The sequence below is a fragment of the Fodinibius sp. Rm-B-1B1-1 genome (assembly GCF_038594945.1).
Classification (GTDB): Bacteria; Bacteroidota; Rhodothermia; order Balneolales; family Balneolaceae; genus Fodinibius; species Fodinibius alkaliphilus.
In genome coordinates this window covers 1,113,379-1,128,407 of the sequence record NZ_JBCFYD010000002.1, presented here as the reverse complement: position 1 = coordinate 1,128,407, position 15,029 = coordinate 1,113,379, and the positions used below count along the sequence as shown (strand labels likewise).

Here is a 15,029-nt window from a genome sequence, read left to right as displayed (position 1 = left end):
ACAATTATGGATAACGCTATGAATAAGAATAGATATACATATATATATTCAACGATATTGTTATTAGTCTTATTAATAACAAGTTCTTGTGATCAAGACCTATTAAATGTTCAACCTACAGATCGTTTAGCAGATAATGCAATATGGCAAGATTCTTCATTGGTTGAGGCATTTGTTATTAATACATATATAGGTCCACGTCTGACCAACAAAGAAGGTGTGGAAAGTAGTGGCGCTGGATTTGGGCGTACCTGGGAATATGCTCTCTGGAGTTCTCTTACAGATGAATCAATTTATAATAATGATGATGATACCTGGCTGATACAAAGAGGAGAACTTTCTCCAGCCAATCTGGGTATAGCTGGTACAATCTGGGGAAGAAGTTACCGTGTAATCCGCGATTGTAATCTTTTCTTAGACAATATTGATGATGTTAATATGAGTGAGTCTAAGAAACAAAGGCTTACTGCTGAAATTAAGTTTGTACGTGCATATCGCTACCATGATTTAATTAGAAATTATGGGGAAGTGCCTCTTATGGGAGATGAAGTGTACCAACTTGAGGATAACTTATTAGCAGAGGACTTGTATGAAAAAGCAAGCATCAGCGAAGCCATTGATTATGTGGTTTCTGAGCTGGATAAAGCGGCACAAAATCTTCCGACTGATCATAATTCTAATTGGGAAAAGGGAAGAGCTACTAAAGGAGCAGCTTTAGCATTAAAATCCAGATTACTTCTATATGCAGCCAGTCCACTTTATACAGATGGAAATAATGACCCAAATAAATGGCAAGCAGCAGCAGATGCGGCAGAAGAGGTAATGAATATGCAAAAATATTCATTATATCCCGATTATGGAGAGTTGTTTTTGACACCATACAATAATTCTGAAATTATTTTTGAGCGTGTATATACCTTCGATAATCGTCACCTGCCTTTAGAGATTGCTAATGGACCGAATGGATACGGTGGTTGGGCTGGAAATACTCCCCTCCAAAACTTGGTGGATGATTACGAGATGGATAATGGGATGCCTATAGATGAATCCGGTTCAGGTTATGATCCCCAAAATCCTTATGAAGATCGCGACCCCCGATTTTACGAAACCATTCTTTTTAATGGTGCTGAATATAGGGACCGAGAGGTAGAAACTTTTGTCCCCGGGGGCAGAGATAGTGAAGACGGGCAACAGCCGTGGAATACGAGTAAAACAGGGTACTACCTTAGAAAATTCATCAATCCTGATTTACCTATTACTAATCCTTGGAATGGTCAAAGCACTCAGCCTTGGATATATATTCGCTATGCTGAAGTATTGCTCAATTATGCAGAAGCTCAGAATGAAGCAACGGGACCTGATGCAAGTGTTCATGATGCTGTTAATGAGGTTAGAAACCGTGTTGGAATGCCTGATCTGCCACAGAATCTAACCCAAAGCGAGATGAGAGAACGCATTCGTAATGAACGTCGTATTGAATTAGCATTTGAAGAACATCGATTCTATGACGTAAGACGTTGGGAGATAGCCATGGATACCGAGAATGAGCCAGCATATGGCATGCGAATCACAAAGAATGGTGATGGTAGCCTGGAATATGAACGTAAAGTCGCTTTGGATGGTCGTAGCTTTGAAGAGAAACATTACTGGCTACCAATTCCAAGAGAAGAAATACAGGCATCAGATGGTCAGTTAGAACAAAATCCCGGTTATTAACAGGTTAAATGGGGGAGATACCAATGATCGGGTATCTCCCTTATCCATTTACTAAATAACAGTATTAAAACAGTACTCATTTTTTTATAGAGATGCTCCTGAATCAGGACAGCAGCCGAAGCTAATTATTATTGAGGAGAGGGAGGTTAATGCAACTGATGATCTGAAAATTCAACTTGCTTCTGCTGGCGGGTGTGCTATAGAGTTTATCTCAAGTTAATAACAATTAAAAAGATCCTATCATCTATTTATATATGAAAAGTAAAATATTTCTGGGACTTCTACTCATTTTTATTGGATGTGATGGTACCGTTAAGGAAAGGAATAATAGTTCTGATTCGGAGTCAGAAATTTTGACTCTGACTGTAGATTTTGAGAATAAACAACAAAAAATTGAAGGATTTGGTGCTTCTGACGCATGGAGTACCCAATTTGTAGGAAAAAATTGGCCTCTGGAAAAACGGGAAAATATAGCAGACTATTTGTTTAGTACTGAGATAGATTCTCAAGGTAATCCAGAAGGAATAGGATTATCAATATGGCGATTTAATATCGGGGCAGGGAGTGCCCGCCAAGGCAATGAAAGTGGTATTGGCGATCCTTGGCGCCGGGCCGAAAGTTTTCTGGCTGCAGACAGTACTTATGATTGGAGTCGTCAACAGGGGCAGCAATGGTTTGTAGAAGCCGCATCCCAGCGGGGGGTAGAGAATTTTATTGGATTCGTGAACAGTCCCCCGATACTACTTACTAAAAATGGTCAAGCCTATGGGAACGGTGGCGAAGAAGCTAATATTTCTGAATCAAATTATGAGCATTTTGCCGATTATTTGGCTCAGATAGCCCAGTATTTTAGCAGTCAGGGAACCCCTTTGAGTTACATTAGTCCCGTAAATGAGCCCCAATGGGATTGGTCACAAGATAATGGGCAAGAGGGTTCACCTTATCAGAATGAAGAAATTGATGGAGTAGTTAAGGCTCTGGATCAGAAACTTCAAGAATATGATTTAGATAGCAAAATTGAAATACCAGAAACAGCTCAGATCGATTTTTTATATGATGGAGATCTTTCTGGCAGAAGCAATCAGACCGAACACTTTTTTGGAGCGGGAAGTGAAGTAAAAAATCTCTCAACGATAGCTCCTAAAATGGCGGCACATAGCTATTTTACAACTTGGCCAGTTGCGGATATGATTGAACACCGTCGCCAAGTACGCAAAAATATAGAGAATGCTGATGAGCCTATTGATTACTGGATGTCTGAATATTGTATCTTGGCCGATAATGAAGAAATCCAGGGCAATGGGCGCGATTTAGGTATAGATCCAGCCCTTTATGTAGCCAGGATTATACATTTTGATTTAACTATTACCAATGCTGCATCTTGGCAGTGGTGGCTTGGTGTTAGTCCTTATGATTATAAAGATGGACTCGTTTATATAGATAAAAACATAGAGAATGGAGATATCTATGATTCAAAATTACTTTGGGGATTAGGTAACTATAGCAGATTTATACGGCCGGGTTCAGTCCGGTTGGGGCTTAGTCGGTCAGATGATGCTACAGCAGAAGAAGCTGCCATGCAGGTAATGGCCTCCGCTTATGTTCATGAGGATAAAGGACAACTTACCGTTGTACTTGTAAATTATGGGAATTTGGATAAAGAGATTTCGATCAGTATTAAAAATTCTGGAGATCAAAGTTTATCTGAGTTTGTACCATATCTCACATCCAGTGATAAAAACCTGCAAAGACAAGAGTCAATACCTATTAATGAATCAATTACGGTTCCTGCTCGATCCATAATGACTTTCCAAGCTGATCTTTCTAATTAGTATACCTGTGTGACCTTGAATCTATAATAATGAGGTATTTTATGCGCTTTCTTAAAATTTTGGGAATTGCTTTATTCTTAATTTTGAGCATTTCGTCGCTTTTATTAGCGCAGCCGGTCAGGGAGAAAATAGATTTTAATAATAACTGGAAGTTTCAGTTAGGAGAGGCCCACGGAGCTCAGTTTACTTTATTTGATGACAGTGAATGGCGTACTATTGATACACCTCATGACTGGAGTATAGAAGAGAAATTTAGTAAAGATCTGGCAAGTGGACAGGGCTATCTACCGGGAGGGATTGGATGGTACCGTAAAACTTTTACTTTATCGGAAGATAAGCGTGATAAAAAGATTCAACTCCTTTTCGATGGAGTTTATCAAAATGCAGAGGTTTGGATCAATGGCGAATACCTGGGAAAACGTCCATATGGTTTTATCAGCTTTAGTCGCGAATTAACTGAACATCTTAATTTTGGAGATCAGGAAAATGTAGTTGCTGTACGTGTTGACCATTCCAATTATGCTGATGCTCGCTGGTATACGGGTAGCGGTATTACACGGCAGGTTTGGCTTAAGGTGATGAACCCGGTGCACATCAAACAGTGGGGTACACATATTCGAACTCCTGAAGTTTCAGAGAGTGAGGCTGCCGTTAAGGTAACAACTACCTTAGTAAATGATTCTGATGAATCACAGAATATTACTTTGAAGGGAATGGTCAATAAATCTGGAAAAAAGATTTCCAATGGGGAAACCTCTGTACATCTACCTCCAAATTCGGAAAGGAAAGTGGATCAGGTCCTAACAGTTGACAATCCCAACCGATGGTCTGTTGAGCATCCTCATCTTTATGATTATGTGACGGAAATTTATAGCAATAACAATATTTATGATCGAAAGGAAACGAAATTTGGTATTCGAACCTTCCGATTTGAAGCCGATGAAGGATTCTTCCTGAATGGAAAATCTATGCTTATCAAAGGGGTTTGTCTCCATAACGACGCCGGTTCCCTGGGATCCGCTGTACCCAAACAGGAATGGAAAGATCGTCTTAAAATTATGAAAGAGATGGGAGCTAACGCTATCAGGACAAGTCATAATCCTCCGGCACCAGAATTGCTTGACTTGGCTGATGAAATGGGTTTTATCGTAATGGATGAAGCTTTTGATGAATGGGAAATTGGCAAGAAAAAATGGATTAAAGGATGGAATGTTGGGGAAGAAGAAGGGGCAGCAGGGCTTAATACCTATTATTCACAACATGGATACAGCGATTTCTTTGAGGACTGGGCAAAAAAGGATTTGCAGGATATGATTCGCCGCGACCGGAATCATCCCTCTATTGTATTATGGAGTATTGGAAATGAAATTGATTATCCTAACGATCCTTATACCGATCCTAATCGTGATAATTATCAGGAATGGCGACCAGACGGTTACCACGTAACTGAAATTGCTCGTAAGTTATACGACTATGTAAAAGAAATTGATACTACCCGTCCGGTAACCGCGGCATCAGCAAATATACCCTTGGCAAATGAAACCGGGTATGCTGCTTTACTTGATGTAGTAGGATATAACTATCAAGAAGAATTTTATGAAGAAGATCACCAAGATTTTCCTGGTCGAAAAATGATTGGTAGTGAGAATGGTGATTCCTACGAAGCATGGTTGGCAGTTAAAAATAACGATTATATACCAGGACAGTTTCTATGGACGGGTATCGATTACTTGGGAGAAGCTGGGCAGTTTCCCAATCGTAGTAATGGATCTGGTCTGGTAAGTTTAAGCAATGTCCGGAAACCTGGTTTTTATTATCGGCAAAGTTTATGGTCTGATGAGCCAATGGTTTATCTATCAACTATAAATCCTTCGGATGAAAATGACTGGCCCGAGGTTCAATCTCACTGGAATTGGGAAGATTATACAAACGAAGAAGTAGAGGTTATTGCCTATTCTAATGCTGAAAGTGTTGAGTTATACCTGAATGGAGAATCTATGGGAACAAGAAAAATTAGCGAAGCTGAAAACCATACACTTCGTTGGAGTGTTCCTTATCAAAATGGTACACTGCGTGCTGAAGCTAAGAATGAAGGAAAAAAGGTAGCTACCTATACACTGAGTACTGCTGGTGAACCATATCAAATTGAATTGAAACCTAATCGATCAGAAATACGAGCTAATGGTAAAGATATCTCTAGCGTAGAGGTTATGGTTACCGACAGAGAAGGAGTTGTTGTGCCTGATGCGCGGCATAAGATTAATTTTATGATTGAGGGTGCTGGCCAAAATATTGGTGTTGGAAACAGTAATCATAATAGTATTGAGCCTTATAAAGCAGATTATCGGAAAGTTTATAATGGCAAGGCACGGATTATTTTACAATCCAATGGCAAGCAGGGAGATATTAACGTGAAAGCAACAGGAAAAGGGCTGCAATCTGCTGAGGTGACCATTAAAGCTCAATAAGTAATTTTCTATAAAAGATTAATCTAATTCAGATAAATCTATTGAAGGTGGAAATATTAATATGATTGACATTAAAACACTTAATTATGGAATTAAAGAAATAGTTGATTCACCAACTGATGAAAAGAGTTAAATGAATAATACAACATATATTTTATTAATAGCTATTTCGGTGCTTTTTATCTCCGGTGGTGCTACAACACAAACTAAAGATAGTACGAAATGGCAACCCCTCTTCAATGGTAAAGATATAGATGATTGGATTGTTAAAATACATCATCATGAAGTGGGCGAAAATTATGCCAATACATTTAGGGTTAAAGACGGAGTTATCCAGGTAAATTATGGTGACTATGACAAATTTGGGGGACGTTTTGGTCATTTATTTTATGAGGAATCTTTTTCTTCGTATCACCTAAAGTTCAAATATAGATTCACGGACCAGTGGTTAGAGGATGCACCTGACTATACTCATAGAAATAGTGGTGTAATGTTTCACGCGCAGGATCCAGAAACAATATTAAAAGAGCAAAATTGGCCTATTTCTGTTGAATACCAGATGCTGGCTGCTGACAGAGAAGGAAATCCGAGGCCAACGGCCAATATGTGTTCTCCCGGTACTGATGTGTTTTATAAGGGGGAGATCGATGACCGACACTGTATTAATTCTACATCTGGTAGTTTTGAATGGGATGAATGGATAAATGCTGAGCTTGTTGTTTACAGCGATTCACTGGTGATCCATAAAGTAAATGGTGCAAAAGTTTTGGAATATACCAAACCCCAGATTGGGGGTGGGGTTGTAAGTGGTTTTAACCCTGATATAAAAGTTGATGAGAAAGCTTTAACAGAAGGTTATATCGGTTTGCAAGCCGAAGGGCAGGGCGTAGAATTTAAGGATATCAAGATCAAACCCTTAGAATAAACCACAAATTAAGAGTTAAAAACTGGCTGATAATAGCCAGTAGAAGATTGAATAGAAACTGAGATTAGTTATCTCTCTTAAAAATTACATTATAAAAAATCGTGGAACACAATAGTCAAAATATAATTTATCCTGGTCTGACTAATAGCAGATATTTCATTTTAGGTTTTCTGTTATTAGGGATATTCGTTGGTTGTTCAGAAAGCTATGACGAGAAATCGCCAACTATAGGAGCAGACTTTCCGGTCTTTACAGAAAATGGTGCCTGGTGCTGGTTTTCTGATCCCAGAGCGGTCTATTTTGAAGGTAAGCACCAGCGTACGTATGCCGGATGGGTCAGCAGTGAAGGGGATATTGTAGTTGGGTATTATGATCACGAAGATTCAACTACTCAAACAAAAATTATCGATCCAGATTTTCAGGCAGATGATCATAATAATCCTTCTATTGTGATTAGACCTGATGGTAAGCTTCTTGTTTTTTATTCCAAACATGCTACAGAAGAACCTATTTTGTTGCAGAGGTCTAAAAGTCCTGAGGATATTATGGAATGGGAGGGGCCAGAGAAATTAGATCTCAATGATGATGAAAAGTATAACAAGTATAGTGATACCTATACGTACACTAATCCAATCTACTTGGAGGATGAGGATACGTTATACCTTTTTTGGCGTGGGAGTGATTTTAAGCCCAATTATGCTTTTTCTAAAGATTGGGGAGAAAGTTGGAGTCGCGGAGAGATAGCAATTTTGCCCGACAGAGAATATAAAGATCGCCGCCCATATGTAAAGTTGGCTTCTAATGGACGAGATAAAATTCATTTTGCTTTTACACAGGGGCATCCTCGGCTGGAGGAGAACAACAGTATTTACTATATGGCTTACAACGATGGAGAATATAGTAATGCCGATGGATCAATGATTGCTGATACCCTACCTATTGCGCCGCCCGAAACCGACTTGGTTTATAATGGCAATGAAGGTCCAAAGGCATGGATTTGGGATGTGGCAGCAGATCAAAATGGAACGCCGGCTATTGTTTATGCTACTTTCCCAAATGATTCTACCCATATCTATCATTATGCAAAATGGGATGGCAGTAGTTGGCAAAATCATAAGCTGGTTGATTCCGGACGATGGTTCCCCGAAACACCGGAGGGGGAGCAGGAACGTGAGCCCAATTATTCGGGGGGAATTGCCTTGGATCACGAAAATCCCAATATCGTGTATTTGTCCCGCCAGCGGGAAGGAACATTTGAAATAGAAAAATGGGTCACCCCAGACGGTGGAAAATCATGGCAGCAGGAATCGATTACCACCGGTTCTGATACTGATAACGTACGTCCTGTTGCTATTAGAAATGCGGTGGAGGGAAATAAGCTCCAGGTATTGTGGATGCTTAACGAAGAATACATCCATTATACCAATTATAGTAGTTCCATCAAGATGAATCAGGTAGCAGAATAAATCACTGCTAGTTTTAGCTCAATCTTATGAGTTTTTTTAAAAGAAAATGGAAAGATACATATAGAACGTAATAATATAAGTGTCCAGGGTGCAATTACCCTATTTGGAGTGAGATGAAAAGTGCTGTTACACTTTCGAAAAACTGAATTTTTAAAAAATCATTATTGATATAACACCGACTAAATTCAAACAATTATGAAAATCCGATCGATATTTCTGACTGTCTGTATTTTAATTGTATTTTCTGTAGGAAATATATTTTCTCAATCATCAGAAAATGATTGGGAAAATCCCCAAATAATAGAAAAAAACAAGCTCCCATCTCATGTGAATGTAATTCCTTTTGGGGATGAGAATATAGCCCAAAAGGGTGATTACCGGGAATCAACTTTTCACCAGTCGTTAAATGGAGACTGGAAATTTAAATGGAGCAGAAATCCAGCCAGGCGTCCAGCTGATTTTTATCAGGAGGACTTTAACTATAGAAATTGGGAAACGATTAAAGTACCAGGAAGCTGGCAAATACAAGAATACGGGACGCTTTTATACACCAATACAGCTTATCCTTTTGAAAAAAATCCACCGCATATTCCATCTGAATATAATCCAGTGGGATCATACCAAAAAACGTTTACCGTACCTGATACATGGAAAGACAGAGAAGTAATTCTCCATTTTGAAGGCGTGTCATCGGCGATGTATGTATGGATAAATGGTGAGAAGGTTGGCTATTCACAGGGCAGCAAACTACCTGCTGAATTTAATATTAGTCCATACTTAAAACAGGGAGAGAATAAAGTGTCTGTTGAAGTGTATCGCTGGTCGGATGGGAGTTATTTGGAAGATCAGGATATGTGGCGTATGAGCGGATTACAACGCGATGTTTATCTTTACTCGAAGTCTCAATTTTCAATTGAGGACTACCATGTCGAAGCGGGCTTAGAAAATAGTTACAAAGATGGAGTTCTGGATTTAAGTATTTCGGTACAAAATAATACCAATAGGAATGTTAATGGCAATGTTAGTTATCAATTGTTAGATGATGAGGGTAAAAAGGTTAGTTCAGGTAAAGAATCCATAGAAGGGGATAATTCGCAATCAATACAAGTTTCTCTTAAAGACAAATTACCCGATGTAAAGCGATGGTCTGCCGAAAATCCCCAGCTATATACCTTAGTGATCCGTATGGATCATCCCAATATTGATAAGCCCGAGTTTCTTACTCATCAAGTTGGTTTTCGTACAACAGAGGTGAAGGATGGTCAATTGCAGGTAAATGGCAAACCTATTTTGCTAAAGGGAGTGAATCGCCATGAGCATGATCCGGTAAAAGGGCATACCGAAAGTAGGGAGGATATATTAGCTGAACTTAAAAAAATGAAGGCTCATAATATTAATGCAATCCGGACGGCTCATTATCCACAAAACCCATATTTATATAAACTGGCAGATCAATATGGATTCTATATTGTGGGAGAAGCAAATATTGAATCCCATGGTATGGGAGTTTATGACTACCCGGAATATGGGTACCGAATGAGTAGTGAACTTGCTGAAGATCCGAAGTGGGAAAAAGCTCATTTGGATCGAATCCGGAGGATGGTAGAACGAGATCGAAACCATGCTTCTATTATTATCTGGTCGATGGGGAATGAAGCCGGGGCCGGGCGGAATTTCAAAAAAGCGTATGAGTGGATACATGAAAATGACAAAACGCGTCCAGTTCAGTATGAACAGGCTTGGACGGACGATTATACTGATATTGTTGTTCCCATGTACCATCGGATTCATGAGATGGAAGAGTTCGTAGAATCAGGTGACCCCCGGCCAATGATTCTTTGTGAATATTCGCACTCAATGGGGAACAGTACCGGGAACTTAGTCGACTACTGGGATTTGATCGAGAGTGAAGAACAGCTGCAGGGTGGCTTTATTTGGGATTGGAGAGATCAGGGAATTTTGCAGGAACTACCCGATGGATCAACATATTGGGCCTATGGTGGGGCTTTTGGACCCGAAGATACCCCAACTGATGGACCATTTGCTTTTAATGGACTATTATTTACCGATGGTACTGCTACGCCAGCCCTTAAAGAAGTCAAGAAAGTGTATCAATATCTCAAATTTGAGCCAAAAGATCTTCAGAATGGCGTTATTACTATCAGTAATCAGTATGAGTTTGTTAATACGGATAGATTTACATTCAATTGGGAGGTTTTCGAAGATACACAAAAAATAAAAGAAGGTGATGAGCTTATAGGGAATGCTATAGAACCCGGAGAAAATCGCAAGGTAGGTATTCCGATCGGGGATATAGAAATCAACCCTAACAAAGAATATTTCATAAACGTCTATGCCCGGATGAAAGAAGATACCGGTTTGTTGGAAAAAGGACATATCGTAGCAAAAGAGCAGTTTAAACTTCCTTTTGAGCAGAGTTCGAAGAAAATTGCAGATAAACAGTCAGAAAAAATCACGCTATTTAAATCCGATAAAGATTTTCGGATTGAAGGGGACAATTTCACCATTATCTTTGATCGGAAAGGCGGCTTTCTAAAGACGTATATTGTTGATGGGCAACATTTGATAAAAAGAGGGCTCAAACCTGATTTCTGGAGAGCACCTACAAGTAATGATGCTGGAGATGGGTTACCCGAACGTGCTGCAATCTGGAAGAATTTGGCTGATCAATGGGAGCTTAAAGCAATGGAATCCACGATTAGGTCAGAAAGCGAAATATTTATTTCCACGGAATCAATATTTGAAAAGAGTCAATCATCTTTCAATGCTGATTATACTATCTATGGCAATGGAGCTATAAAGGTAAATGCTTCATTCAAAGCAGCTAATGATACATTGCCGGAGCTTCCCAGGTTCGGAATGAGTATGGAACTGCCTGGCGAATTTAAAAACATAAAATGGTTCGGGAGGGGTCCTCATGAGAATTATCCGGATCGCAAAACCAGCGCCTTTGTGGGAGAATATTCAGGCACTGTTTTAGAACAATTTGTCCCTTATATGACTCCCCAGGAAAATGGGAATAAAACGGGCGTACGATGGGCAAAATTGCAAAATGAGGATGACATGGGTTTAATAGTAAATAGCTTGTCTGAACCTCTTAATATAAATGCTCACCACTATAGAACAGAAGATCTGGAAGGAGAACTCGATTACTATTACCAAGTACCAACACGTGATTTGGTCGAACTTCACATCGATTATAAACAGCGTGGAGTTGGTGGTGATAATAGTTGGGGGAATATGCCTTTAGATAAATATCGCTTGTTAGAAGATGAATATCACTATGATTTCGTCCTTCAGCCCATAAAGAATCAATAGATAGGTAATCTAATTGTGATTCATAATGCCCAAACCTTTGTTTTCGCATTTGTATTGCTCTTTGTCCTATCCATTTCAGCGATGGGACAAAGTAGCGATATATGTCATGAAAGATGGATCGATTTTAATAAAAATGGAGAGAAAGATATCTATGAAGATCCGAATAAAAATATAGTACAACGTGTAGATGATCTGGTATCTAAAATTGGACAAGTAACAGGCTCAGAAGCTAAAGCACTGGGATATACTAATATTTATTCTCCAATTTTGGATATTGCCTGCGACCAGCGATGGGGTGGTTTCTGATAGTCGTGCAGTCGGGCGATCTTCTAAAGACATCCGATTAAAGCATTCTTTTGAAGCAATTTAAATATGGTATATGGCCTATTAAAAAAACGTATATGCTTGGACTCAGTACTTGTAATATAGCTTTGTTATCGCTAACATTAGCATGGCGTTTTGTAGTTATTCTATCAAAGTGCCACTACCATCATAATTAAATTTGATGGAATCAGTTTTTTAATAAAAACAGTCATATTTGTATAACGAGATCCCACTACAAGAGGAATTTCAATCTGCTGTTAACGGCATTGATGCACGCCTTTTTCAACTCGAAAATGAAAAAGGCATGCAGATAGCCATTACTAACTATGGTGGACGCATAGTTAGCTGGTTGGCGCCCGATAAAAACGGGGAGTTCGACGATATCGTGCTTGGTTTTGATAGTATTGATGGATACCTCAATGCCGATGAGATTTATTTTGGTGCTTTGATTGGACGTTTTGGCAACCGTATTGATGAGGGCGAATTTAGCCTCAATGGTGAGGATTATGAGCTGGCTACGAATGACGGTTCCAATCACTTGCATGGTGGTCCTGGTGGATTTCATAATGTGGTGTGGGATGCTGAGCAGTTGGATGATCAGCACTTAGTGTTGACTTATTTCTCTGAAGAGGGGGAAGAGGGGTATCCTGGGAATCTCAAAGTGAAAGTCCAGTATATTCTTACTGATGACAACGAATTAAAAATAGATTACACCGCCTCCACCGATCAAGCAACGCCGGTTAATCTGACCAATCATGCTTTCTTTAATTTGGGTGGAGCAGCCAGTGGTACTATAAACAATCATGAACTATTAATTGAGGCTGATTATTATACGCCCGTTGATTCGACGCTCATTCCCACTGGAGAGATAGCTTCTGTGGAACAAACACCATTTGATTTTACAAATGCAAAATCCATGGGTAAAGATATTGATAACAAAAGTGAACAGCTCGATTTTGGAGAAGGATATGATCACAATTTTGTACTTGATAAAGAAAATAATGGTAAGCTAACACGGGCGGCCAAAGTTCATGAACCCAACTCCGGAAGGACAATGGAAATTTATACAACAGAGCCCGGAATACAATTCTATAGTGGTAATTTTATGGATGGTTCTGATGTTGGCAAAGAAGGTGAACCCTACAAGTACCGAACAGCGTTTTGCCTTGAGCCGCAACATTTTCCCGACTCTCCCAATCAAAATAATTTTCCATCCACCATTTTAGAACCAGATAGCGTTTATCATTCACTTTCCGTATATAAGCTGTCGAGTAATAAATAGCTTTATTTGAAAATAAATAAACTGTTTTTATGGAGTTTTCTGTAATTGATACTATTGTTTTTTGTGCCTACGCTTTAACAATTGTTGCTATTGGCCTCTGGGTTTCGAGGGATGAAAAAGGACATCAAAAAACAGCTGAGGACTATTTTTTGGCTGGGAAATCCTTGCCATGGTGGGCTATTGGGGCTTCCCTGATTGCTGCCAACATTTCGGCTGAGCAGATTATTGGAATGTCCGGCTCCGGTTTTGCAGTGGGATTAGCTATTGCCTCTTACGAATGGATGGCAGCGGTCACATTGATTATCGTTGGTAAGTATCTGTTGCCCATTTTTATCGAAAAAGAAATTTTCACCATTCCGGAATTTGTTGAACAGCGCTTTAATACTACGCTTAAAACGATCTTGGCCGTTTTCTGGATTGCTCTGTTTGTCTTTGTGAATCTGACTACTGTGCTCTATTTAGGGGCTTTGGCGCTCGATACCATTATGGGTACCGGCGATGGAAGTCTGATGATGTACGCACTTATTGGATTGTCAGTTATTGCAGCTGCTTATTCGCTATATGGCGGACTTGCGGCGGTAGCATGGACGGATGTTTTACAGGTTGGATTACTGGTTTTGGGAGGTTTTGTGGTTACGTTTGCAGGCCTCTATAATCTTACGCCCGAAGGCGGTTTGATCAATGGCATTACTCACCTTTATGACGTGGCTGGCGATAAGTTTGATATGATTTTGGAACAATCGAATCCTGAATTTAGTAATCTGCCTGGTATTGCGGTCCTAATTGGTGGTATGTGGGTGGCCAATTTATATTATTGGGGATTCAATCAATATATCATACAGCGTACGTTGGCTGCCAAATCATTGAAGGAGTCACAAAAGGGTATTATTTTCGCAGGCTTTTTGAAGCTAATTATCCCTTTAATCGTGGTTATCCCCGGCATTATTGTTTATGTGTTGTTTAACCAGCCCGAAGGAACTACCCAAATTTCGGGAGTAGTAGATGTATTCACTCAGGCCGATGGAAGCATTAAATATGATAACGCCTACCCTTGGCTTATGAAGGTTTTTCTATCGCCGGGGTTCTTGGGGTTAGTAGTAGCAGCGCTTGCGGCGGCTATTGTATCGTCTATGGCTTCAATGCTCAATTCGGTGGCTACGATATTTACGATGGATATTTATATTCCATACTTTAACCAAGATGCGACGGATAAACAGACCGTAAACATGGGACGGATATCAGCGGGGGTTGCATTGATTACAGCTATTATTGTTGCGCCACAGCTCGATAATGTGCCCCAGGTGTTTCAGTACATTCAGGAATATACAGGAATGGTAAGTCCCGGGATATTAGCTGTCTTTTTGATGGGATTATTCTGGAAAAAAACGACATCAAAAGGGGCAATTTACGGGGTCTTATCTTCTATTGTTGTTGCAGTGTTCCTAAAAACACCGGCTGTTCAGCTACCCTTTTTGGATCAGATGTTGTATACGCTCATCATTACAATTGTAATTATTATGGGTGTAAGTTTAACGACCAATCCTAAGGATGAAGATCCAAAAGCGATACATACAACATCCGAAATGTTTAAAACAAGTCCGGCGTTTAATATTGGGGCCTATGTTATTTTAGTCATCGTTGCTGTATTGTACGCCGTATTTTGGTAAGTGAAATAAT

The 15,029-nt window shown here is 39.6% G+C and carries 10 protein-coding genes; all 10 read left to right on the top strand.

Going from position 1 to position 15,029, the window contains the following annotated elements; all coding sequences use genetic code 11:
• The first annotated feature begins 18 nt into the window (after positions 1-18).
• The 10 genes from AAFH98_RS12305 (at position 19) to AAFH98_RS12265 (ending at position 15,019) form a co-directional block, all read left to right on the top strand.
• Entirely contained in the window at positions 19-1,716 is a 1,698-nt protein-coding gene (locus AAFH98_RS12305; protein WP_342523018.1) for a RagB/SusD family nutrient uptake outer membrane protein, read from the top strand.
• Between the two features lie 55 nt (positions 1,717-1,771).
• Positions 1,772-1,936, top strand: a complete 165-nt coding sequence (locus AAFH98_RS15110) for a glycoside hydrolase family 97 C-terminal domain-containing protein (protein WP_407935509.1) — start codon at positions 1,772-1,774, stop codon at positions 1,934-1,936.
• Positions 1,937-1,970: 34 nt separating this feature from the next.
• Positions 1,971-3,548, top strand: coding sequence for a glycoside hydrolase family 30 protein (locus tag AAFH98_RS12300; RefSeq protein WP_342523017.1), 1,578 nt, complete (start codon positions 1,971-1,973; stop codon positions 3,546-3,548).
• Between the two features lie 41 nt (positions 3,549-3,589).
• The gene (locus AAFH98_RS12295; RefSeq protein WP_342523016.1) at positions 3,590-6,016 is read left to right on the top strand and encodes a glycoside hydrolase family 2 TIM barrel-domain containing protein; all 2,427 of its coding nucleotides are present in this window, start codon (positions 3,590-3,592) and stop codon (positions 6,014-6,016) included.
• A 133-nt stretch (positions 6,017-6,149) separates the two neighbouring features.
• The gene (locus AAFH98_RS12290) at positions 6,150-6,941 is read left to right on the top strand and encodes a 3-keto-disaccharide hydrolase (protein ID WP_342523015.1); all 792 of its coding nucleotides are present in this window, start codon (positions 6,150-6,152) and stop codon (positions 6,939-6,941) included.
• A 101-nt stretch (positions 6,942-7,042) separates the two neighbouring features.
• A complete protein-coding gene (locus AAFH98_RS12285) occupies positions 7,043-8,407 on the top strand; it encodes a BNR-4 repeat-containing protein (RefSeq protein WP_342523014.1) in 1,365 nt (454 codons plus the stop codon).
• Between the two features lie 195 nt (positions 8,408-8,602).
• Positions 8,603-11,746, top strand: coding sequence for a beta-galactosidase, LacZ type (gene lacZ / locus AAFH98_RS12280; RefSeq protein ID WP_342523013.1), 3,144 nt, complete (start codon positions 8,603-8,605; stop codon positions 11,744-11,746).
• Between the two features lie 81 nt (positions 11,747-11,827).
• Positions 11,828-12,052 carry a hypothetical protein gene (locus tag AAFH98_RS12275; protein ID WP_342523012.1) on the top strand — a complete coding sequence of 75 codons (225 nt, stop codon included), beginning with the start codon at positions 11,828-11,830 and terminating at the stop codon, positions 12,050-12,052.
• A 232-nt stretch (positions 12,053-12,284) separates the two neighbouring features.
• A complete protein-coding gene (locus tag AAFH98_RS12270) occupies positions 12,285-13,352 on the top strand; it encodes an aldose epimerase family protein (RefSeq protein ID WP_342523011.1) in 1,068 nt (355 codons plus the stop codon).
• A gap of 29 nt (positions 13,353-13,381) precedes the next feature.
• The gene (locus AAFH98_RS12265; RefSeq protein WP_342523010.1) at positions 13,382-15,019 is read left to right on the top strand and encodes a sodium/sugar symporter; all 1,638 of its coding nucleotides are present in this window, start codon (positions 13,382-13,384) and stop codon (positions 15,017-15,019) included.
• The last annotated feature ends 10 nt before the right edge of the window (positions 15,020-15,029 follow it).